Raw genomic sequence first — 22,898 nt, forward strand, 5'->3', positions numbered from 1 at the left:
GGATGCTGTTGCCGTTCAGGCGGATGTCGCCGGACGACACCGGGAAACGTCCCGAGATCAGGTTGAACAGCGTCGACTTGCCGGCGCCGTTGGGGCCGATGATCGCGAAGCGTTCGCCTTTGGGTACCTGCAGGTTGGCGCCGCGGATGATCTCGGACTTGCCGAAGCTCTTGCGCACATCCTTCAGTTCGAGGGACAGGTTGTTCATGCTTCCGCCCTCCGCATCGCTTCCTCGACGATTTCCGCGTGTACCGCGCCCCAGCGCCGCATGAACCACGGGCGCACACCGAGGAAGATGCCGCCGCCGAACAGGATCAAGGCGCCGCCGGCCAGCCAGGGCGCAGCGAGGGCCGCATCGGTGCTTATGCCGAACACCTTGACGACAGTGCCGTTCGCGGCGTCGAGGGTGAGGTGGTAAAGCATCTCGATGACGATGATTATTCCTGTCAACGCCGTCAGCCCGGACAGCAGCAATACAGACATCGGGGCCGCCACCTTGCTGAATTTGCGATAGGCAAGGACCCGCAGCTGCAGCATGACCACGCTGAGGATGCCGCCCGGCGCATACATCACGATGGCGATGAAAAACAGGCCCAGGTACAGCTGCCACGCCTTGGTGAAGTCGGATAGCATGACGGTCAGGAATACGCCGACGATCGATCCAATGATCGGCCCTGCGAAATGGCCTGCGCCGCCGATGAAGGTGAACAGCAGGATCGCCCCCGATGCATGCGCGCTGACATTCTCGGCGGTCACGATTTCGAAGCTGACCGCAGACAGCCCGCCCGCAATGCCGGCGAAGAAACCGGACAAGACCAGCGTCAGGTAACGCGCCCATTGCGTGTCGTAGCCGATGAACTCGACCCGCTCCGGGTTGTCGCGCACTGCATTGATGATGCGTCCCAGCGGCGTCTGCGTGAACGCGAACATGCCGACCGTGCTGATGAACAGCCAGAATGCGATCAGGTAATACACCTGGATCTGCGGACCGAAGCTGAGGCCGAGGAAGCTTTCTCCATACACGCGGTTTGTCGAAATGCCGCCCTCGCCGCCGAAGAATCCGGGGAACATCAGCGAGCAGGAATACACCAGTTCGACGATGCCCAGTGTGATCATCGAAAATGTGATGCCCGACTTCTTGGTCGTCACATAGCCGAACAGGATGCCGAAGAACATACCGGCAAGGCCGCCCACCAGCGGGATCATCGACACCGGCATCCAGACCTTGCCGGCCGATGCCAGGTTCATCGCATGGATCGCGAAGAATGCGCCCAGGCCCGAGTAAACCGCATGGCCGAAGGACAGCATCCCGCCCTGCCCCAGCAGCATGTTGTAGGACAGGCCGAAGATCATCAGCGTCCCCATTTGCGACAGGATGGAGAGGGACGCCCCCTTGTTGAACACCAGGGGCGCAAGCACCAGCACGGCAGCGAACGCCGTCCACAGCAGCCACTGGCCGCCATGCAACTTCGCCGGCTTCATTGTTGCAGTCATGGTTGTCATCTCGTTTATCCCTCCCTTGTACCCATCAGGCCGCGCGGCCTGAAGATCAGGATCAGCACCAGCAACAGGTAAGGCATGATCGGTGCGACTTGGGAAATGGTCAGTTTCAGGACCGGATAGCCGAAGGTGTCCGGCGTGATCACGGCACCGAAGCTGGTGAACAGCGTGGCGACCGAGTGGTCCAGCGCCACCGCGAAGGTTTGCAGGATGCCGATCAACAGCGATGCGAGCAGCGCGCCGGCCAGTGACCCCATGCCGCCGACCACCACCACCACGAAGATGATGCTGCCGACGGTAGCCGCCATGCCCGGCTCGGTGACGAACGCATTGCCGCCGATCACGCCTGCCAGTCCGGCCAGCGCGCAGCCGCCGCCGAACACCAGCATGAACACGCGCGGCACATTGTGGCCAAGCGCTTCCACCATGTCAGGATGGGTGAGCGCTGCCTGGATCACCAGCCCGATGCGGGTCTTGGTCAGCACCAGGAAGATCGACACCAGCATCAGCACCGCAATCAGCATCATGAAGCCGCGGTACATCGGGAAGGTCGTCGTGAACAGGGTGAACAGCGGACCGTCCAGTTCGGCCGGGATCGGGTACGGCACCGCGGCGCGGCCCCAGACCAGCTGCACCATTTCCACCAGCACATACGACAGGCCGAAGGTGAACAGCAGTTCGGGGATATGGCCGTACTTGTGCACGGTACGCAGGCCGTAGCGCTCCACGATGCCGCCGATCACGCCCACCAGCAGCGGCGCGACGATCAGCGCCGGCCAGAAGCCGATCTTCATGCTGATCGCATAGGCGAAATAGGCACCGAGCATGTAAAAGCTCGCATGCGCGAAGTTGAGCACACCCATCATCGAAAAGATGAGGGTCAGGCCGGAGGAAAGCATGAACAGCAGGAGCCCGTAGCTCAGGCCGTTCAGCAGTGTGACTAACGTAAACTCCACGGGTAGTCTCTCTCAAAAATGATTCTCGTCCCGGAACGGGATCAGGACGGCCGCTTCATCTGGCACGACGTGGGCTGAACGCCGACATGAGTGTCGAGCTTGACGTCGGTCTTCCAGCCGTAGCCGGTGTTTTCCTGGTCGATCTTCACATCCTTGCCGTTGACCCTGGTCCAGGTGGCGATGTACAGCGGCTGCTGAAGCTGGTGATCCTGCTTGCGCATTTCGACCTCGCCATTCAGGCTGGCCAGCTTCATTCCTTCCATCGCAAACGCCACCTTGACCGGATCCGTGGTCCTGGCGGTCCTGAACGCTTTGCCGAGCATGGACAGGCTGCTGTAGGAGGCGACCAGCAAGTAGTCATCGTTGTACTTCTTCTTGAAGCCATCAACGATGTCCTTACCCGCGAACTTTTCATTGTTCGCATTCCAGATGCTGACGACCTTGACACGGTCAATCCCGGACGCGCCCATCGCAGTGGGCACATTTGTGGAATTGCCGTAGTAGGTATAGAAGTTGGCGTCGAAATTCGCATCCTTCGCCGCCTTGATCAGCAGCGCGAGGTCGGCGCCCCAGTTGCCGGTGATGACGGTGTCGGCGCCAGCCGCCTTCATCTTCGCCACATAAGGCGAGAAATCCTTCACCTGGCCGATCGGATGCAGGTCGTCGCCGACGATCTGGATGTCCGGGCGCTTGCGCTTCAGGTAGTCCTTCGCGGCGCGCGCCACCTGGTGGCCCAACGCATAGTTCTGGCCGATGATGTACACCTTCTTGACGTTCGGATTCTTCTCGATATGCGAGGTCAGCGCCTCCATCTTCTGGTCGGAGTTCGCGTCGAAGCGGAAATGCCAGAAGCTGCACTTGCTGTTGGTCATGTCAGGGTCGATCGCCGCGAAATTGATGTACACGACTTCCTTGCCCGGATTGCGCTCGTTGTGCTTGCTGACGGCCTCGGCCAGCGCCAGCGCCGCGCCGGAACCGGCGCCTTGCATCACGTAGCGATAGCCCTGGTCGATCGCCGATTTCAATGCCGCCAGCGACTCCATCGGACTGCCCTTGTTGTCGAAGGCGACGATCTCGAAGGTGTTCTCGCCCGCCCACTTCTCCGCATTCGCCTTCTCGGCGATGTACTGGAAGCTCTTGAGCATGTTTTGTCCGACCGGTGCGAACGTACCGGACAAGGGATCGATGAATGCGATCTTGACTACGTCCGCGTTCGCCGCGCCAGGCATGGCGAATGCAGCCGCAAGTGAAAGCCGGACGATCGTGGATTTGAACTGAATGGTCATGCGTGTCTCCTCCTTGTTGGAGTATCTTTTTTTATAACGCGGGCGCAGTACCCGCGCTCATGGTTGACCGGACTTCACATCCCAGGCCGCTTCATTGCGCACGATGTCGGCACATCGGGCTTCGCGATCGCCGCCACGGTTTTGAATCCGAATCCGGTGTTCTCGACGTCATACTTCACGCCTGCCGCTCCAGCCTTCGTGAAGACGGAAATCAGGAGGGGTTCGACCAGCTGGTGATCGGCTTTCCGCATCCAGAGATCGTCCGTGCCATCCTTGATGCGCATGTCTTCCAGTGCCAGCGCGACCTTGACCGGGTCGGCCGACTTCGCATCCGCGACAGCCTTGAAGAACATCTGCATTTGTTTGTTCAGCTGCATGGTGAACGGTTCGATGCCGTGCTTCTTCTTGAACTTGAGCGCGAACTGTTCGTACTTGTTCGGGCTGGCATTCATGTGCCACTCCGTGATCTGGTAGACGTGGTCCGTGCCGCTTTCTCCCATGGCGGTCGGCGTTCCGAGAAGGCCGGCAAAGTAGGTGTAGAACTTGACGTTGAGCGCTGCTTCCCGTGCGGCCTTGACCAGCAGGACCAGGTCATTGCCGAGATTGCCGGAGACGACGGTATCGGCGCCGGAAGCCTTGATCTTCGCAATGTAGGGCGAAAAGTCCTTGACCTTGCCGAGCGGGTGGAATTCGTTGCCGACGATCTTGATATCCGGCCGCTTCTTCGGAAGCATCGTGCTGGCGGCCTTGGCGACCTGGTGGCCGTGCGCGTAGTCTTGCCCGATGATGTAGACCTTGCTGATGGACTTGTCCATCGCCATGTAGTTGGTGAGGGACTCCATCTTCATGTCGGTGTGCGGCAGGAAGCGGAAGTGCCAGAAGCTGCACTTGGCATTCGTCAGGTCCGGATCCATTGCCGCGAAGTCGAGGAACAGGACAGCCTTGTCGGGATTGCGGTCATTGTGCTTGTTGAGCGCGTCAACAAGTGCGCCGGCGATCGCGGAACTGGTGCCCTGCGTCACGTAGCGAACGCCCTGGTCGATCGCGGCCTGGAGCGCCGACAGCGCTTCCTGCGGGCTGCCCTTGCTGTCGAACGCCTGGATTTCCACTTTCTGGCCGCCCAGCAGGCCGCCTGCCGCATTCGTCTCATCGGCAATTTCACGCAATGACTTCACCACATAGTCGCCGACATTGGCGAACGGGCCGGTCAGCGGCTCGATCACCGCGACCTTGATTTGCGCGTGGGCGGAACCCGCGAACAGTACGGCCGCACATAGCATGAGAATCGCCTGCTTCAGATACGTGTACATAGTCTTCTCCATTTTTGATAGTGAATGTGCGGTGCATGGCCGCACATTTTTTGTTTATCGAACAACAGCCGGGTCAGAACAGCGCTTCGTCCAGCTCCATCAGCGGTGCCGCTCCGGCCCGTGCGGCTGCGAGGTGGTAGTCCAGTTCAGGCAGCAGCTTGGCGAAATAGAAGCGTGCGGTGGCCAGCTTGGCTTCGTAAAAGCGATCGCCGGTATCCGCCTTGTCCAGCGCGACGCGTGCCATGCGGGCCCAGAAATAGGCGAAGACGAAATGTCCGACGACGCGCAGGTAATGCGTCGATGCCGCACCGATTTCCGCTGCGTCCTGCTGCGCCCTGGCGGCGATTTCGTCCGTAAAGGTCAACACCTTGTCCAGTGCCACCATGAGCGGAGTGATGAACTCCTGCATTTCGGGCACGCGCCGCTGCTCCTCCACAAATGCCGTAGCGAGCTGGCAGAAGCGCCTCAGCTTGCCTCCGCCATCGCTCAGCACCTTCCGGTTCAGCAGGTCCAATGCCTGGATCGTGTTTGTGCCCTCATAGATGGAACTGATCCTGGCATCGCGCGCGAACTGCTCCATGCCCCACTCGTGGATGTAGCCGTGGCCGCCGAGGACCATCATTCCGTGATTGGTTGCTTCGAGCGCGTTGTCGCTCATGAACGCCTTGAGCACCGGGGTCATCAACGCCACCATTTCGCCGGACTGCGCACGGACCGCAGCGTCCGGATGGGTCTGTTCCTGGTCCAGGTGCAGCGCCAGCCAGTAGGCCAGCGCGCGGCCGCCTTCCGCGTATGCCTTTTGCGTCAGCAGCATGCGGCGCACGTCCGGGTGCACGATGATCGGATCGGCCGGCTTGTCCGGCGCTGCAGGGCCAGTAAGCGCGCGCGACTGCAGGCGGTCCTTCGCGTAGAGCGCCGCGTTCTGGTACGCGATGTCGGTGAGGCCAATGCATTGCACGCCGATCAGGATCCGCGATGCATTCATCATCACGAACATCGCGGCGAGGCCCTTCCCCGGCTCGCCGACCAGCCAGCCCTTCGCATCGTCGAAATTCATCACGCAAGTGGAGTTTCCGTGGATGCCCATCTTGTGTTCGATGGAGCCGCACCTGACGCCGTTGCGTTCGCCGCTTTCGCCGTTAGCATCGGGAAGGAACTTGGGCACGACGAAGAGAGAAATTCCCTTGACGCCCGGCGGCGCCCCGGCGATTCGGGCCAGCACGAGATGGACAATGTTGTCCGTCATGTCGTGTTCGCCGCCGGAGATGAAGATCTTCGTGCCGGTGACGGCATATGAGCCGTCCGCCTGCGGTTCCGCCTTCGTGCGGAGCAGGCCGAGGTCGGTGCCGCAGTGCGGCTCAGTCAGGCACATTGTGCCGGTCCACTCTCCGGAAGCGAGCTTGGGCAGGTAGGCGGCTTTGATTTCGGCCGATGCGGATGCGTGCAGGCATTCATAGGCGCCGTGCGACAAGCCGACGTAGCCGGCCCATGCCTGGTTCGCGGCACACTGCATTTCCTTTTCGGCGAAGTACACCGACAAGGGCAATCCTTGTCCGCCGTAATTCGGGTCGCAGGACAGCGCGGGCCAGCCGGCGTCGACATACTGCGCGTAGGCTTCCTTGAACCCGCTCGGCGTGCTGACCGCGCCGTCTTCATGCAAGGTACAACCCTCGCGGTCGCCGACGAGGTTCAGGGGAAAGAGGACGTCGCTGGAGAATTTTCCGGCAGCCTCGATCACCTGGTCGATGCTTTGCCGGTCCAGGTCCGCATACGGCGGCAGCTGGCGGAAGGTTTGTTCCGCGTCCAGCAGCTCATGCAGGACGAATTGGGTGTCGCGAAGAGGAGGAAGGTACTGTCCCATGATTTTTCCAGTGAATGTGGTTGCTCAGGAATTGCGCAATTCGCGGCGCAGGATCTTCCCGACGTTCGACTTGGGCAGCTGCTCGATGAACTCGAAGTGCCGCGGCACCTTGTAGCCGGCCAGGTGCTTCTTGCAGTGTTCCTGGAGCGCGCCGATTGTCAGTCCCTGGTCTTTCCTGACGGCGTATACCTTCGGCACTTCGCCGGACTGCTCATCGGGAACGCCGATGCACGCGCATTCGAAAATCCCTTCGTGCATCGCGACGACCGATTCGATTTCGGTCGGGTACACGTTGAAACCGGACACCAGGATCATGTCTTTCTTGCGGTCGACCAATCTGATGTAGCCGCGCTCGTTCATCACGGCGACGTCGCCGGTCCTGAGGTAGCCGTCCGGGGTGAAGGCGTTGGCGGTTTCTGCCGGCTTGTTCCAGTAGCCCCGCATGACCTGCGGCCCCTTGATGCACAATTCGCCCGGGGAGCCGATCGGCACTTCCTTGTTGTCGTCGTCGCGCAGGGAGACGAGGGTCGACGGAAGGGGGAGACCGATCGTGCCGTTCCATTGCGGCTTGTCGAGCGGCGCAAACGAGACGCCCGGCGATGCTTCGGTCAGGCCATACACTTCGGTCAGATGGTTGCCCGTCAGTTTCTTCCATCGTTCGGCGACGACTTGCTGCACCGATGCGCCGCCGCCGATCGTCAGCTTCAACCCGCTGAAGTCCACTTCGCCAATGGCAGGATGGTTCAGGAGACCGTTGAAGAGCGTATTCACGCCGGGCATGACGGAGAAGCGATGCTTCTTCAGCTCGGCAATGGTGCCGTCCATATCCTTGGGATTGGTGAACAGCACATTGTTCGCCCCTGAGCAGATCGACAGCAGGCAGGATCCGGTCAGCGCCATGATGTGATAGAGCGGAATCATGGTGATGAAGCATTCCTGTCCTTCCCTGATCACATCGCTTGCCCAGACCCTGAGCTGCGTCAGGTTGGCGGTGATGCTTCCATGCGTGAGTTCGGCTCCCTTGGAGAGTCCGGTCGTGCCGCCGGTGTATTGGAGGAAGGCATTGTCGCCGTGGGTGAGCACGGTCGGCGTGAATGGTGCCTTCCGCCCTTTCGCGAGAGCGTCCGGCAAGGTCAGCTTGCGGGAACTCATGATGCCATTGTTGCCTGGCTCATCGAGGTTTTCCGGGAGAATGCCGGAGCCGTCCAGCGTTGTCGTGATGATCGCTTCGAGCCCGTTGCGGTCGAGCACATCCTTGTGTGCGTCGCACAGGTTTCCGAGCAGGACGATGGCGCGCGCGCCGCTGTCCTGCAACTGGTACTCCAGTTCACGCGGGGTATAGAGCGGGTTGACGTTGACCACCACCATGCCTGCGCGCAGGATGCCGAACATGGCAACCGGGTATTGGACCAGGTTCGGCAGCATGATCGCAACGCGGTCACCCCTGGCCAGTCCGAGCGTATTACTCAGGTAGGACGCGAAGTGGCGGGTCAGGACGTCGAGCTGTGAATAAGTGAGCTTGACGCCGGAACATTCGAATGCATTCAGTGGGCCGTATTGCGCGGTACATTTTTCCATCAGCCCGATGATCGAGGTATGCGCATTGACGTCGATTTCCGACGGCACTCCCGGCGCATATTCCTTCAGCCAGATTTTTTCCATGGTCTCTTCCAATTCTGGTTTGCGGATATTTTTTTGATCGAGTACGCCGCCGCGGCGCCTATTGCACTGCTTCGCGGACGAAGTCGAGGCGATCCTGGCCGAAGTACATTTCGTCGTCGACGAACATGGTTGGCGCACCGAACAGGCCGCGCTCGATCGCTGCTTCGGTATCGGCACGCAGCTTTTCCTTGACCTCGGGATCCTGGATCAGCGCGAGGAATTCCTGCGGATCGAGGCCGGCGCGTTGCAGCACATCGGCCAGCACCGCCTGGTCGCCCAGGTTCAGGCCGTCGGCCCACATGCCGCGGTATACGGCAGCGGTGTAGGTGTCGAAGGAAGCGGGTTTGCGCAAGCGGTAGCCGATGGCCCCGCGCATCAGGTGCATGGTGTTGATCGGGAAGAAGGGGTTGTTGACGAACTGCACGCCATACCGGGCCGCATAGCGTTCCAGGTCGCGCTGCATCCACGCGCCCTTGCGCGGCACTTGCGCCGGCGAATGGTTGCCGGTGGCCTGGAAGACGCCGCCCAGCAGGATAGGATGCAGGCGCAGTTCGACGCCTGCCTCTTTCGCGATGCCGGGCAACTGGGTCCACGCGAGGTATGAGGTGGGACTGCCGAAGTCGAAATAGAAATCAATGTGTTTTTTGCTCATGGTTGTCGCTCCTGGGTTGGCGTGATGGTTTGTGCGATGGCGGGTTACCACTTTTCAATCCAGGGGCGCAGGTCGAGCTCGTGGGTCCACGCATCGCGCGGCTGTGTGTGGAGGTACCAGTAGTTTTCGGCGATATGGTCCGGGTTGAGGACGCCGTCCTGGTCTTTCAGCGCATAACGTTCGGGGAAGTTGTCGCGGATGAAGGCGGTATCGATGGCGCCGTCGACCACGACGTGGGCGACGTGGATGTTGTGCGGCCCGAGTTCGCGCGCCATGCTTTGTGCGAGTGCACGCAGCGCGAATTTGGCGCCTGCAAACGCGGCAAAGTTGGCAGAGCCGCGCATGCCTGCGGTAGCGCCGGTGAACAGGATGGTGCCGCGCTTGCGCGCCACCATGCGCTTGGCGACTTCGCGGCCCACCAGGAAGGCGCTGAAGCAAGCCATTTCCCAGATCTTGAAGTACTTGCGCGCGGTCTCTTCAAGAATGCTGCAAGGCACGTTGGCGCCGATGTTGAACACCATCACTTCGATCGGTGCAATCTCGCGCTCGATCTGGTCAACCAGCGCAATCACTTCTTCTTCCTTGCGCGCATCCGAGCCGAAGCCGATGGCCTGGCCGCCGGCGGCACGGATTTCGTCGACCAGCGGCTGCAGCTTGTCGACGCTGCGGCGGGTGACGCACGCAATCATGCCTTCCTTTGCAAAGCGTTTGGCGATTGCGCCGCCGGTCGCATCGCCGGCGCCGATCACCAGCGCCGCCTGCTTTTGATTCTGTTCGTTGCTCATGCCTCGCTCCTTTTAAATAACGATCGTTAGCGTCACGAACGTTATCTTAAAAAAGAACGGACGGTCAAGTATTTTTTGCAAAGACGGGATTGGTGTTGATAGTTATCGCAGGGAGAAGTGCAAGGCACGGCGCGCTTGACAGGATAACCTTCGTTATCTAAACTCGATTTAAGCTTACGGTCGTTAGGTTATGAGGCGGCCGGGCCAGGCGAAGATCGTAATCGTTTCCTACCAACAAATGTCCGCGGCGGGACAGCACGCAGACGGTTCCTTTGAGGCCCCCATGTCATCGACCATCGAGTTCTATTTCGACTATCTCAGCCCCTATACCTACCTCGCGAATACGCGCCTTCCTTCTCTCGGCGCGGAGATCGTGTACCGGCCTGTCTTCATCATGGATGTCATGAAACTGGTCAACAACCGGCCGTCACCCGAATGCCCGCCCAAGGCACGCTACTCGGCACTCGACGCGGCGCGCTGGGCGAAGCGGTATGGCATTCCCCTGGCGCGCAACCAGGACCTGTGGCCCGCACTCATGTCCGGGAAGTTCGACGCGCGGTTGCTGATTCGCGGCGCCCTCGCGGCCCAGGACCTTGGCGTGTTCGACCAGTACCACACGGCGATCTTCAATGCGGCCTGGCATACGCCGCGCGACCTGGCGTCGGAGAGCGGGCGCAATGCCATCCTGGCGGACGCAGGCATTTCCCCGGAGCCGGTCTGGAAACGTGCCGATGCGCCGGAACTGCAAGTGCGCCTCGCCGAAGGCACGCGCGCCGCCGCGGAAAAAGGCGTGTTCGGTTCGCCCACCTTCATCGTCGACGGCGAGATGTTTTTCGGGAACGACCGGCTCGATTTCGTCGCGGAGCGCCTCGCCTCAACAGCAGCGGCTTGAATTCAATCTTGAAAGAAATGGTGAACCCATGAAAAACCCTCTTCTCCTCATCAGCGGCGTCGGTCCCGGTACCGGTGCGGCGATCGTCCGCCGCTTCGCGGCATCCGGCTACACCGTGGCCATGCTGGCTCGTGACGGTGAGCGGCTGTCGGCACTCGAAAAGGAAATCCCGAACACGTACGGCTTTGTCTGCGACATGGCCGATGCTGCCCAGATTGCGAAAACGGCGGAAACCGTCCGCGAAAAATTCGGCACACCCGAGGTCGTCGTGCACAACGCCGTCGGCGGCGCCTTCGGCGGCTTTCTTGAAATCGATCCGAAGGTGCTCGAATACAATTTCCAGGTGAACACGATGGGCCTGTTGCATCTGGCACGCGCGCTCGCACCGGGCATGATCGACGCAGGGCACGGCTCGATCATCGTGACCGGCAATACCTCAGCGCAGCGTGGCAAGCCGCGTTTTGCCGGTTTCGCGCCATCCAAGGCGGCGCAGCGCATCCTTGCCGAGTCGATGGCGCGCGACCTTGGGCCGAAAGGCGTGCACGTCGCGTACCTCGTCATCGATGCAGTCATCGACGTCGCATGGACAAGGGAGCGCTACCCGGAGAAGCCGGATGACTTCTTCATCAAGCCATCGGCAATCGCGGAAGAAGTCTGGCATCTCGCCCACCAGGAGCGTTCGGCATGGTCCTTCAATGCAGAGGTCCGTCCGTACGGCGAATCATGGTGACGCAGGAGCAGCCTCCAGCCAGAGAGCATGAACTGCTCGTGATGAACCTGGAAGCCGGCCTTGCCGGCGTCGTGCCGGTAATGGCCGCCGATCGGGAGGAAGCAATCAGACTATATGAACGTGCGAATCCTGCATGCGTGGTGATAACCGGGCTGGCGCCTGGAGACTGACTGTCTATCAGTCCTTCGCCGCGCCAAGTAGATGCCGGACGAAGAAGTCGGCGACACGCCTATTCAATTCCGGAATTGCCTGGGAGCGACTGAACGCCGGCGGATCGCCCAGCAGCCTGCTGCCGATGCTGCCCGGTGCAAGGGGCGGCAGGGGTGAAAGCATTGCTCCATGTCCGGCGTCCGGCATTCGCATCACCACCTCGCAGCGTGGCGCACACGCTTCCAGGATCGCTTCGACGTGAAATTTCGGTACCTGGTTGACGTCCTGGTCAGCGATCACCAGACCTAGCGGGATAGTGGGACTGGCCAGCGACTCTGGAAAGAAGTCGGCAGCGTAAGGAACCATGGCTATGGCAGCCTTGATGCGCGCGTCATCATGCTGATAGACGGTGTCGTCAGCAAATCGAAAATCGATCACCTTCCTGGCAAACCACATCTTCACTCCATCCAGCCAGCTACCGTCCAGAAGGGTGAAAAAGCCGACGCATGAGGAAAAATCCTGCGCGATGTATTTGTCGCAATGTTCCCGGAAACGTTGGCCGGACCATTTTCCGCCCGCCAGAGAGAGCGCGGTATGTCCGCCCGCAGAGCCGCCAAACACGCCTACGGCGTCAAGGGAAACATTGGATGCAAGGGGGAGATAGCCGGAAACGATATCGATGGCCATCGAGACCTCGCGGGGTCTTTTGCGCCAGCTGACCGGTCCTGGCTCGGAAGCATCAAGGTAGTTGTCGCCGTGATGCTGCGGCAAGGCGACGGTGAAACCGCGCTGTACAAGGGCGTGGGCAAGGTCGGCGTGCACCCAGGGAGAACCGCCGGAGCCGTGCGAAATAATGATCAAGCGTCCGTTGCCCTTGACCGGAGTGCCCTGGGAAGCCAGCGAGAGACGAAAGGGCCCCTGGGAAACAACGCTCTCCGCATCGGACGAAGGATAGAAGACTGTCACTGATCCGCCATCGGCCTGAGGCAGTTGCATGAATCCCGTGCCCGGCGCTTCTCCATGGGCAAAGCCGGCAACAAAAGAAAACAGGAAGCCGAAAAGAATTGCTAGCCTAGGCCGTATCGACTTGTTCATTGGATTTTCAAGTAGACGCCGGCCCTGGATTAGCGCGATTCGTGCGCCGTGCGAGTTCGCGGTCGAGCGCATTGGCAAAATTCTGGCGGTCGGCATGGCTGAATGCGGCCGGTCCCCCAGTGTCGACACCGCTGCCGCGCAGCTCTTCCATGAATGCCCGCATCGTCAGTTGCTGGGCAATTGTGTCCTTGGTGTACCACTCGCCGCGCGGATTGAGCGGCAAGCCACCCTTGTCCAGCACGAGGGCGGCCAGAGGAATGTCTCCGGTCACGACGATATCGCCGGCGCTGACGCGTGCAACGATTTCGGCGTCGGCCGCATCCGCCCCGGCCGGGACCTGGAGCGCGCGAATGAAGCGCGAGCCCGGTACACGGATCAGGCGGTTGGCAATCAGCGTGACGTTGAGCTGCAGGCGTTCGGCCACCCGAAACAGAATGTCCTTGATGACGGCAGGGCAGGCGTCGGCGTCGACCCAGATGTGCATGACAGATCGAAAAGAATGAGCAGGATGACGCATTGTAACGGCAGTGGCCGTGCCGATGCGCAGCACCGGATCGACGGGCGCCTTCGTGTCTCTCAAGCCGGCTGAGAATCGCTCCCTGCCGCCACCGGCATGGATTGCCTTAACAGGGACGCACACAAAGCGGCGGGAACCGGCTTGCTGAAGTAGTAACCCTGATAGACATGGCAATCCAGTGAAGCCAGGCAATCCAGTTGCTCTCGCACTTCGACGCCCTCGGCGACCAGGTCCAGGTCCATGCTTTTTGCCAGCGACACGACGGCCCGTACGATCGCCGCATCGCTCGGAGCAGTATGGATTTCCTGCACAAACGATCGGTCGATCTTGAGGTTGCGTACCGGGAAGCGCTTGAGGTAAGCCAGGCTGGAATAGCCTGTGCCGAAGTCGTCCAATGCGATGCCGACGCCCATTGCCGCCAGCTGGCGCAAGATGGCTTCGGCATGTTCCGGGCGTTGCATCAGCATGCTTTCGGTGATCTCCAGCTCAAGCCATTGGGGAGCGAGGCCGGTGGCCTCGAGTGCGGCGCACACCGTCCTGACCAGGTCGTTTCGGCGGAACTGGGTGGCCGAGATGTTGACGGCGACGACGATCGGCGGAATGCCCTCGTCCTGCCATTGCTTGTTTTGCGCACAAGCGGTCCGCAAGATCCAGTCTCCGATGCTTTCGATCAGTCCGGTCTCTTCCGCCACGGGAATGAATCGCGTGGGTGAAACCAGGCCAAGTTCGGGATTCTCCCAGCGGGCAAGCGCCTCTACTCCCAGCACGCGCCCGCTCCGGCTATCCACTTTGGGTTGGTAGTGGAGCAGCAGTTCGTTCCGCGACAGTGCGCGCCGGAGATGGTTTTCGATCAAGAGGCGCTCGCTGGCCCGTTTGTCCATTTCCGGGGCATAGAATCGGAACGTATTGCGTCCGTCATGCTTGGCCTGGTACATCGCGAAGTCGACGTTCTTGAGCAAGGTGTCGGCATCTCCGCCGTCGTCTGGATAAACCGAAATGCCAATGCTGATGGAAAGGAAGACGTCCCGGTCTTCGAGGTGAAACGGCGTGGTGAAAGCTTCCTGTATCGTTTCGCCCATCAACAGGATTTCCGCCTCGGCATGGACCTTTTCCATGACGATGAATTCGTCGCCGCCGGGACGCGCAACGGTCGCTGTCTCGGGCAATGCCGCCAACAGGCGTTCGCCGATCATTTTCAACAGCGCGTCTCCGGCCCTGTGACCGAGCGTGTCATTCAGTTCCTGGAACCGGTCGACGTCGATCAGGATGATCACTACCTTTTTTTCGTCGCGAACGGCACGGCTTAACGCCTGCTCCAACCGGTCCCGCAACAGATTTCGGTTCGGCAGGCCGGTCAGCGCATCGAATTGCGCGAGGTACACCAGCCGCTCCTCGTAGCGCTTGCGCTCGCTGATATCGCGGATGATTGCGGAGATGATCAATCCCTCATCGGTCATCAATGGGCTGAGTGTGATCTCGACCGGGAACTCCTTCCCGTCCTTCCGGCTCGCCCGCAGTTCCGTTCCCGCCGCCATTTGTCGTGATTGCGGCTCGGCGACAAAACGCGCGACCTTTGCCATGTGCGCGTTGCGAAGTGCCGGCGGCACCAGCACTTCGATCGGCTGGCCGACCAATTCTCCGTGCACGAAGCCGAACATGCTTTCAGCTTGTCCGTTCGCGAAGATGATGCATCCCTGTGCATTGACGATCACGATGGCATCCGTCGCCGACTCCAGGAGGTTGCGATATTTTTCTTCGGTGCGTTGCCGCACGGTGAGCATGGTGTTGAACTGCTCGGCCACGTCCTTGATTTCCCTCGGTCCGACGACTGGCGCGCGCCTGTCAAGTTGCCCGGTCGCGACCGCTTTTGCCGTACCGGCAATGTCGATGATCGGGCTGACGATCCGGCGTCCTATCTGGTAGGCCGCAAAGCCTGTGATCATTGCGAGCAGCAGAAGCAGCGCACTGTTCTTGCTGGCAAGGGCAAGTACACCTTCCAGTATGGTGGCGGCGGGGACGCTGCTGACCACATACCAGTCCGTGCCGCCGACCGCCGCATAGCCGTACACCGTGCCGTCAAGCCCGCTGCCTGTCCACGTCCGGCCTTGCTTCCCTTCGCGGATACGGGCGACAAGCTCGGCGTCATCCAGCTTGCGGCCAAGCCAGGCTTTCGAATCTTCGGAACTGGCTATGATCGTTCCGTCGCCGGTAATCATGCGAATGATTGTTCCCTTGGGAAGCTCGACGTTTGCCTGCAGCGGACGATACTGCGCGAGGTCGATCGGGAATCCGATCACACCGGAGAAGCGTCCCTGTTCATCCCGGATGGGATAGGCAAGGACGGAAACCCATTTGCCGCTGACGGGGCCGATGTGCGGATACCCGGCAACATAGGCATTGGCCTTCTCCACCTGGCGCAACCAGGTTGTACCCGCGACGGATGCACGCTTGCCTGTACGCAGTGTCAGCGCCGAACAGACGACATCGCCGGATTTGTCGGCAATGGCAATGTTGGCGAACTGCGGGAAAAATTCCTTGAAGTCTTGCAGTATGGCGTCGCAATTGGCTGGATCGAGCGCGCGGACTTTTGGCCGCCTGGCGAGGCCGGCCAGCACCTGTCCTGCATCATGGACAAAGCGCTGCGCGTCCGCAGCGGAAATTTGCGCAAGTCTCAACGTGATCGAACTGGCGTCATCAAGATGACTGCGGACGTTCGACTGTATGGAATAGGCCAGCAATACCGCCATTGGTACGACGACGGCAAGCACGAGCGCATACAAATGACGGCGGATGGACCAGCTATAGGGCACGGGCGAAATTCACGGTGAAGTTGAAATGCCGTCGCCGAAACGACGGTGCAATGGTCAGGCGGTCTATTTGTTCCTGTGCTTGCGAACCGCCACGCACAGTGCCGCCGTTGTTGTCTACCTCATCGCCCAGTCAACATGTGAAGTCAGCGGGTGTTAGAACTCCTCCCAGTCGTCTGTACCGGTTGTCGCCAATCCTGCGCGCCTGGTTGCCGGTGGCGCGGCAGCCTTGATGGGCAGCTGCCGTTCCTTCGGTTTTGGCGGCTGTATCCTGGCCGGCTGTGTGCGGGTCACGCGAGGCGCGGATGCTGGTGCCGCGTGCTGACCGCCCAGCCTGAAGGTGCTGACCACCTGCACCAGTTGACCAGCCTGGTCCTGCATCGCTTCCGATGCGGCGGCGGCCTCCTCCACCAGTGCTGCGTTCTGCTGGGTCACCTGGTCCATCTGCGTAATCGCCTGGTTGATCTGCTCGATGCCAGCCGTCTGCTCCTGGCTGGCAGCGGTGATCTCGCCCATGATGTCGGTGACGTGCCTGATACTGTCGACGATCTCCTGCATCGTCGATCCGGCCTGGTCGACCAGCCTGGACCCGCTCTCGACTTTTTCCACCGAATCCTGGATCAGTTCCTTGATTTCCTTTGCCGCGGCGGCCGAACGCTGCGCCAGGTTGCGGACTTCGGCGGCGACCACCGCAAAGCCCCTGCCCTCCTCGCCCGCGCGCGCCGCTTCAACCGCCGCATTCAAAGCCAGGATATTGGTCTGGAATGCAATGCCATCGATCACGCCGATGATGTCGACAATCTTGCGGGAGGACTCATTGATCGAACCCATCGTGTCGACAACCTGCGATACCACGGAGCCGCCCTTGATCGCCACCTCGGAAGCTGACTGTGCCAGCTGGTTGGCCTGGCGCGCATTGTCGGCATTCTGCTTCACGGTCGAAGTCAGTTCTTCCATCGATGATGCGGTTTCCTCCAGCGAGCTGGCCTGCTGCTCGGTGCGGGACGACAGGTCGAGGCTGCCGGCGGCGATCTCGCTGGACGCGGTCGCGATGGTTTCCGTGCCCTGCCGAACCTGCGTGACGATGTTGCCCAGGTTATCGCGCATCGAGCGCATTGCATGCAGCATGCTCGAGTGATCGTTGGGCCGCACCTCGACTTCCACCGCGAGGTCGCCGGCAGCGATACGGGTAGCAACCGATGCCGCATATTCCGGCTCTCCGCCGAGCTGCTTCAACAGGCTGCGCGTGATCAGCACGCCGATCACCGATGCCAGCAGAACGGCCAGCGCGCCTATCCCGATCATCAGGTTGCGCGACACGGAATACGTGTCCATTGCCGACTTGCCGGATGCTTCAATCAACTCCACCTGAAACACAATCAAGCCGTTGAGCGCATCCTTGTATGACTTCAGTACCGGACGCAGTTCGTCAGCCAGATAGGCTTTTGATTCCGGCACCTTGTCTTCATTGACCAGGGCAATCAGTTTATCCTGTCCGGCGAGATATTTTGCGCGTGAATCCTGCGCCTGCCGCAGCAGCTCTTTACCGCGTGGAAGATTGACAACCTTTTCCAGCTGTTCGAAATTGGCGGCGATGATCTTGCGCGCATCGAGGATGTCGTCGACCTGCTTCTGCCGGTCCGCCTTGCTCTCGTTGAGCATCATGTTGCGCAAGGCAATGGCAATCCTGTCGGTCTGGGTCAGGATCTGGTTCGACAGGGCGATTTTCGGCCAGCGGTCATTGATGATGGACGATGTGCCGTCATTCAGCGTGGACAGCTTGCTGGTGCCGACAACGAGGATGACGCCTAGCAGCAAGCAGATGCTGCCGAAACTGAGTGCGAGACGTGTCCCGACTTTCATACTGCGAACTTCCATGACACTGTCTCCTGATGCGCAACAAAATTGATTCGCATCAATATTGCGCCGATAGATGCTCGGCCGCAACAAAGACCCTACTCAGATAACGCCATCGTTATGTATTTCCAACAGCTCTTACCAAATCGCCAAGCATGCAGCGATTGCTTGCGACCCTTGCTTCTTTGACAGTGTCTTGTTTACAAAGCCGATCCGCCGGAACTGGCAGACCGGTCCCTGCAGCACGCGGGGATCGAGGAGCAAATGCCATCGCGGCGGCAACCAGGCACAGTTACCCACAAAAACTGTGGGAAAGGCTGTGGATAAATCGCCAGCATTTCCACAAGTCATTGATGCATAACGAAATATTGCCTTTGATCATTCGCAAGGCAATGCGCCTCGACAATCGCCCTGTTTTTCATCCTGCGGGAACAACTGGATAAATACACAGTCTTTCCTGTACCCGTATTTTTGTGCAAAGGTGATTGCAATGGATAAACGAACCCAGGCGAATGCGCCTCACAGCAACATGGTCAAGGATCCGAAGGACTGGACCACTGGCGAAGAACCGATGACAGGTGCGCAGCGCTCGTATCTCAAGACCTTGTCCGAAGAAGCCGGCGAATCCATGGATGAAAATCTGACGAAGGCGGAGGCATCGGAACGCATCGATGCGCTCCAGCAGCAGACGGGCCGCGGGGAAGGCAACGGGTCGCCGAACCGGCACTGATGTCTCGGAGGCTGCCTTCCCTACACGGCGTGCGCAGCCCTGCTAGGCCGCCGGCAGCATCGACCCGGTGAGCCGATACCGCGTATGCCATGAAAACGCTTGTTCGAGGAGATGCGGCGTATGCCCGCCGCGCCTGCTTGCCTCGGCAACGTAATCGCGCAGCATCTGCCGGTAGGGCTCGGCCACGCAATTGCCGATGATGACCTCGGCACGTTCGCGCGGCGCCAGGCCGCGCAGGTCGGCCAGGCCGATTTCGGTCACGAGGATATCGACATCGTGCTCGGTGTGGTCTACGTGCGAGACCATCGGCACAATGCTCGATATCCTGCCGTCCTTGGCGAGCGACTTGGTGGCAAAGATCGATAGATAGGCATTGCGCGCGAAATCGCCGGACCCGCCGATGCCGTTCATCATGTGCGTTCCCTGCACATGTGTCGAATTGACGTTGCCATAGATGTCGGCCTCGAGCGCGGTATTGAGCGCAATGATACCGAGCCGCCGGATTACTTCAGGATGGTTGCTCACTTCTTGCGGACGCAATACGAGGCGATCCTTGTAGCGGCCGATATCGCCGAACACTTCCCTGCTCTTCTGCGGCGACAGCGTGATGGACGAACCGGATGCGAAGTCGAGCTTGCCGGCGTCGAACAACTCGAAGGTCGAGTCCTGCAGAACTTCCGAGTACATGGTGAGCCCGGAGAACGGGCTGTCGATGAAGCCGCTCATCACCGCATTGGCGATGGTGCCGATGCCTGCCTGCAGCGGCAGCAGCTTTTCGGTCAGGCGTCCCGCGTTGACCTCGTGCCGGAAGAACTCGACCAGATGCCCGGCGATGGCTGCAGTCTCGCCATCGGGCGGCAGGATGGTGGAGGAGCTGTCGCTCTTTTCTGTCACCACGATGGCGACGATCTTTTCCGGCGGGATTTCGATCGCATGGCCGCCCACGCGGTCACGTGCGGTCATGATGGGAATCGGTTCGCGCAGGGGCCGGCGTTTGGGAATGAAGATGTCGTGCAGGCCTTCCAGGTCGGGCGATTGGGTCAGGTTGATTTCGACGATCACCTTGTCGGCCAGGATCGCAAAGCTGGCGCTGTTGCCGACCGACGTGGTCGGGATGAGCGCACCGGTTTCCGTGATCGCGGCGGCTTCGATGATGGCAATGTCGATCGGGGCAATCTGTTGTGTGCGCAGCAGTTCGACCGTCTCCGACAGATGATGGTCGATATACATCACCTCGCCGCGGTTGATGGCGCTGCGCAGTGTCGCATCCGCCTGGAATGGAATGCGGCGCGCCAGCACGCCGGCTTCGGTCAAGGTCTTGTCGACGTCACTGCCGAGCGAGGCGCCTGTCATCAGCGTGATCTTCAGCTGTTCGCTGCGTGCACGCTCGGCCAGGGCCATCGGCACCACCTTGGCGTCGCCCGCGCGCGTGAAGCCGCTCATCCCAACCGTCATGCCATCCCGGATCCACTCTGCTGCCGCTGTCGCCGTGGTAACGCGTGTCAGCAGCGACGGCATGCGGATGCGATCGCGATATGATTCGTGCATCGTTGTTCCCCTTCTCCACTCCAGTTACGAAAGACAGTAATTGACCGGTGTCAGCGGCTGCGGGAGATTCGTCTCTCCCAGCGATTCGCGCATGTTGATCTCGATGGTGCGGCAAATGGCATCGAGCGGCAGGTCGTTCGCTTCGGTCCCGAACGGTTCCTCGATCTCGTCACCCAGCGCATCCAGTCCGAAAAAGGTGTAGGCCACGATGCCCACCACGAACGGCGTCATGAATCCGATCGAGTCAACCAGGCCGAACGGCAGCAGGAAGCAGTAGAGGTAGGCTGTCCGGTGCAGCAGCAGCGTGTATGAGAACGGAATCGGCGTGCCCTTGATGCGTTCGCAGGCGGCGGCAGCGGCGGCCATTGCGGAAAGTGTGTCGTCGACGGTTGCGGCAAGGCAGGGATCGATACGTCCGGCCTGCACGCAGGCCTGCAGGTCCTTGCCCATGCGCAGCAGCAGGAAGTCCGGCCGGTTGTATTTGCTTGACACCTGTTCCAGCTCGGATTGCAGCAGGTGCGGACGCAGTTCCGCTTCCGCATCCGCCGTACTGGTGTCGCGCAACTGATGTTTCAATGCGTATGCAAATGCGATCGCGCGATGAACGATGCGTGTCCGCACATCTTGCAGGTCCGTGCGTACCGGAAGGTCTTCCGGAAGCGCGATCAGGGTTTGGCATTGCCGCGCCAGGCTGCGGCTTCGGTGCACAAGTTCGCCCCAGAGTTTGCGTGCTTCCCAGTAGCGGTCATACGCGGCGTTGTTGCGAAATCCGAGGAAGATTGCGAGCGCCAGGCCGATGAGGCTGAACGGAATCGGCGTCAGCGTGATTTTCAGCCTGAACAGGTCGCCATGGCTGATGGTCACCAGGGTCGCAACAAACATGTTGAGGGTCAGTGACGGCAGGATCGTCGGCAGGACGGACCCGCGCAGCAGCAGGAACAGCCTGAGTGCCGAAGGACGATCCCTGACTATCATGCGCTTCGCCGCGGGCAACACGGCGGCCATACAAGTTTCACTAACATGTTAACGATTAAAACACTAATATGTTAGTGAGTCAAGAAGATATAATCGGCACATGGAAAACGCCGACAACCGCAAAAAGAACCGGATTGCCTACCGCAATCTGCCGCAACTCCTGCTCAAGGCGCGCGACCGCCTGATGTCGCATTTCCGGCCGATCCTCAACCAATTCGGCCTGACCGAACAGCAATGGCGCATCCTGCGGGTGCTTGATGAGCACGGACAGCTTGAGCCTTGGGAGCTGTGCGAAATGTGCCAGATCCTCAGCCCGAGCATGGCCGGGGTGCTTGCGCGGATGGAGGAAACCGGACTGGTCCATCGCGCGCGGATGGCGGAAGATCAACGCCGCGTCATCGTGCGGCTCGCGCCGAAGGGTGATCAGCTTCTCACTGAAATGGCGCCGCTGATCGACGCCCAATACCTGCAGATCGAATCCGCCTACGGCAAGCGCGTGTTCGACGACTTGTTCAAGGCGCTGGAAGACTTTCTTGATGCGGACAGCAAGCGGTCGCCACAGGCGGACTTGCCTGCGCGCGCAAAGGCGGAGCCGCGTAAAGGCGGCAGGCGATAGCCACGCCACCTCTTGTAATTACACGGCAGGCGGCCCAGTCACCTCGAGCTCGACCGCTGCCGCCAGCAAGGCCAGCCGTGCGACTACGCCGTACTTGTAGAAGCGGTTCATCGGCGTATTCCGGTCCGCAAAGGCCAGCGGCACGAAATGCGCGCCGGGCGCGTTCAGGTTCTCGTCGATGCCGCGCAAGGTATTCACGCGATAGAAGCTTCCCACCACGTAGCGGTCGATCATGTACACCACCGGCTCGGCCACCGCGTCGTTGATGTGCTCGATGGTGTGCACGCCTTCCTGGATGATCACTTCGGAAACCTCGAGGCCCTCTTTCACCACCGACATCTTGTTGCGTTGCTTGCGATTGAGGTCCTTCACCTCGCTCGCATCCCTCACGGTCATGATGCCCATGCCATAGGTGCCGGCATCGGCCTTGACGATGACGAAAGGCTTTTCCTCGATCCCGTATTCCTTGTACTTCTTGCGGATCTTCGCCAGCAGCGAATCGACGTTGGCCGCCAGGCATTCCTCGCCGGTGCGCTCCTGGAAGTTGATCTCGCCACACTTGGCGAAATACGGATTGAGCATCCACGGGTCGACATCGACCAGCTTGGCGAATTTCTTCACCACCTCGTCGTAAGCGGCGAAGTGGTTGGTCTTGCGTCGCACCGCCCAGCCGGCGTGCAGCGGCGGCAGCAGGTTCTGCTCGTGCAAGCCTTCGAGCACCTTGGGGATGCCCGACGACAGGTCGTTGTTGAGCAGGATGGTGCAGGGATCGAAATTCTTCAGGCCGAGGCGGCGGCCGTTGGCGGAGCGTTCCAGCGGTTCCAGCGTCAGCGTCGTGCCGTCCGGCAGGTCGATGTTGGTCGGTTCCTTGACGTCGTCGGACAGCGAGCCGAGCCGTACATTCAGGCCGGTCTGGCGGAAGATCTGGATCAGGCGCGCGACGTTCTGCAGATAGAAGGTGTTGCGGGT

At 60.5% G+C, this 22,898-nt stretch carries 21 protein-coding genes; 5 read left to right on the top strand and 16 right to left on the bottom strand.

Annotation, left to right across the window (positions count from 1 at the left end):
- The 9 genes from AYR66_RS26355 to AYR66_RS26395 all read right to left on the bottom strand — a co-directional run.
- The coding region (locus AYR66_RS26355) for an ATP-binding cassette domain-containing protein (protein ID WP_141104280.1) at window positions 1-208 on the bottom strand (208 nt) is incomplete at its 3' end.
- Window positions 205-1,494 carry a branched-chain amino acid ABC transporter permease gene (locus AYR66_RS26360; protein WP_420093145.1) on the bottom strand — a complete coding sequence of 430 codons (1,290 nt, stop codon included), beginning with the start codon at window positions 1,492-1,494 and terminating at the stop codon, window positions 205-207. The genes AYR66_RS26355 and AYR66_RS26360, both read right to left, overlap by 4 nt.
- 14 nt (window positions 1,495-1,508) lie before the next feature.
- Window positions 1,509-2,456, bottom strand: coding sequence for a branched-chain amino acid ABC transporter permease (locus AYR66_RS26365; protein WP_088710508.1), 948 nt, complete (start codon window positions 2,454-2,456; stop codon window positions 1,509-1,511).
- Window positions 2,457-2,497: 41 nt separating this feature from the next.
- On the bottom strand, window positions 2,498-3,685 hold the full coding sequence (locus AYR66_RS26370) for a branched-chain amino acid ABC transporter substrate-binding protein (protein ID WP_420093146.1): 1,188 nt from the start codon (window positions 3,683-3,685) through the stop codon (window positions 2,498-2,500).
- 131 nt (window positions 3,686-3,816) lie between these two features.
- Entirely contained in the window at window positions 3,817-5,052 is a 1,236-nt protein-coding gene (locus AYR66_RS26375; protein ID WP_170942381.1) for a branched-chain amino acid ABC transporter substrate-binding protein, read from the bottom strand.
- 73 nt (window positions 5,053-5,125) lie between these two features.
- Complete coding sequence (locus AYR66_RS26380) at window positions 5,126-6,913, bottom strand: acyl-CoA dehydrogenase C-terminal domain-containing protein (protein WP_088710511.1); 1,788 nt, start codon at window positions 6,911-6,913, stop codon at window positions 5,126-5,128.
- Window positions 6,914-6,937: 24 nt separating this feature from the next.
- A complete protein-coding gene (locus AYR66_RS26385) occupies window positions 6,938-8,575 on the bottom strand; it encodes an AMP-binding protein (RefSeq protein WP_088710512.1) in 1,638 nt (545 codons plus the stop codon).
- A gap of 58 nt (window positions 8,576-8,633) precedes the next feature.
- On the bottom strand, window positions 8,634-9,227 hold the full coding sequence (locus AYR66_RS26390) for a 2-hydroxychromene-2-carboxylate isomerase (protein WP_088710513.1): 594 nt from the start codon (window positions 9,225-9,227) through the stop codon (window positions 8,634-8,636).
- Window positions 9,228-9,271: 44 nt separating this feature from the next.
- Window positions 9,272-10,012, bottom strand: a complete 741-nt coding sequence (locus tag AYR66_RS26395; protein ID WP_088710514.1) for an SDR family oxidoreductase — start codon at window positions 10,010-10,012, stop codon at window positions 9,272-9,274.
- Window positions 10,013-10,295: 283 nt separating this feature from the next.
- On the opposite strand from AYR66_RS26395, the gene AYR66_RS26400 reads away from it, so the two are divergent.
- From AYR66_RS26400 to AYR66_RS29120, 3 genes are read left to right on the top strand one after another with little or no spacing between them, the layout of a single operon-like run.
- Window positions 10,296-10,904 (top strand): 2-hydroxychromene-2-carboxylate isomerase, encoded by a 609-nt coding sequence (locus tag AYR66_RS26400; RefSeq protein ID WP_170942382.1) that lies wholly within the window; start codon window positions 10,296-10,298, stop codon window positions 10,902-10,904.
- 28 nt (window positions 10,905-10,932) lie between these two features.
- The gene (locus AYR66_RS26405; RefSeq protein WP_088710516.1) at window positions 10,933-11,634 is read left to right on the top strand and encodes an SDR family NAD(P)-dependent oxidoreductase; all 702 of its coding nucleotides are present in this window, start codon (window positions 10,933-10,935) and stop codon (window positions 11,632-11,634) included.
- Entirely contained in the window at window positions 11,628-11,804 is a 177-nt protein-coding gene (locus AYR66_RS29120) for a hypothetical protein (RefSeq protein ID WP_170942383.1), read from the top strand. The genes AYR66_RS26405 and AYR66_RS29120 overlap by 7 nt, the downstream gene beginning before the upstream one ends.
- Before the next feature lie 7 nt (window positions 11,805-11,811).
- Here the strand turns inward: AYR66_RS29120 and AYR66_RS26410 are convergent, their stop codons facing one another.
- The 4 genes from AYR66_RS26410 to AYR66_RS30505 form a co-directional block, all read right to left on the bottom strand.
- Entirely contained in the window at window positions 11,812-12,879 is a 1,068-nt protein-coding gene (locus tag AYR66_RS26410; RefSeq protein WP_234815096.1) for an alpha/beta hydrolase family protein, read from the bottom strand.
- Between the two features lie 7 nt (window positions 12,880-12,886).
- Window positions 12,887-13,363, bottom strand: a complete 477-nt coding sequence (locus tag AYR66_RS26415) for a YaiI/YqxD family protein (RefSeq protein WP_088710517.1) — start codon at window positions 13,361-13,363, stop codon at window positions 12,887-12,889.
- 92 nt (window positions 13,364-13,455) lie between these two features.
- Window positions 13,456-16,206, bottom strand: coding sequence for a bifunctional diguanylate cyclase/phosphodiesterase (locus AYR66_RS26420; protein ID WP_141104338.1), 2,751 nt, complete (start codon window positions 16,204-16,206; stop codon window positions 13,456-13,458).
- A gap of 153 nt (window positions 16,207-16,359) precedes the next feature.
- Entirely contained in the window at window positions 16,360-18,081 is a 1,722-nt protein-coding gene (locus AYR66_RS30505; protein WP_088710519.1) for a methyl-accepting chemotaxis protein, read from the bottom strand.
- Between the two features lie 469 nt (window positions 18,082-18,550).
- Here AYR66_RS30505 and AYR66_RS26430 point away from each other — a divergent pair, with 469 nt between their 5' ends.
- Window positions 18,551-18,790, top strand: a complete 240-nt coding sequence (locus AYR66_RS26430) for a DUF3072 domain-containing protein (RefSeq protein ID WP_088710520.1) — start codon at window positions 18,551-18,553, stop codon at window positions 18,788-18,790.
- A 42-nt stretch (window positions 18,791-18,832) separates the two neighbouring features.
- Here AYR66_RS26430 and AYR66_RS26435 read toward each other — a convergent pair whose 3' ends face one another.
- Both AYR66_RS26435 and AYR66_RS26440 read right to left on the bottom strand, forming a co-directional pair.
- Entirely contained in the window at window positions 18,833-20,338 is a 1,506-nt protein-coding gene (locus tag AYR66_RS26435) for a succinate CoA transferase (RefSeq protein WP_088710521.1), read from the bottom strand.
- 24 nt (window positions 20,339-20,362) lie between these two features.
- On the bottom strand, window positions 20,363-21,313 hold the full coding sequence (locus AYR66_RS26440) for a bestrophin family protein (RefSeq protein ID WP_088710525.1): 951 nt from the start codon (window positions 21,311-21,313) through the stop codon (window positions 20,363-20,365).
- 100 nt (window positions 21,314-21,413) lie between these two features.
- Here AYR66_RS26440 and hpaR point away from each other — a divergent pair, with 100 nt between their 5' ends.
- Window positions 21,414-21,929, top strand: a complete 516-nt coding sequence (gene hpaR, locus AYR66_RS26445; protein WP_088710522.1) for a homoprotocatechuate degradation operon regulator HpaR — start codon at window positions 21,414-21,416, stop codon at window positions 21,927-21,929.
- Window positions 21,930-21,947: 18 nt separating this feature from the next.
- Here the strand turns inward: hpaR and gshA are convergent.
- On the bottom strand, window positions 21,948-22,898 hold a 951-nt coding region (gene gshA, locus AYR66_RS26450; RefSeq protein ID WP_088710523.1), incomplete at its 5' end, for a glutamate--cysteine ligase.

The sequence above is a fragment of the Noviherbaspirillum denitrificans genome, assembly GCF_002211445.1.
Taxonomy (GTDB): Bacteria; Pseudomonadota; Gammaproteobacteria; order Burkholderiales; family Burkholderiaceae_D; genus Noviherbaspirillum; species Noviherbaspirillum denitrificans.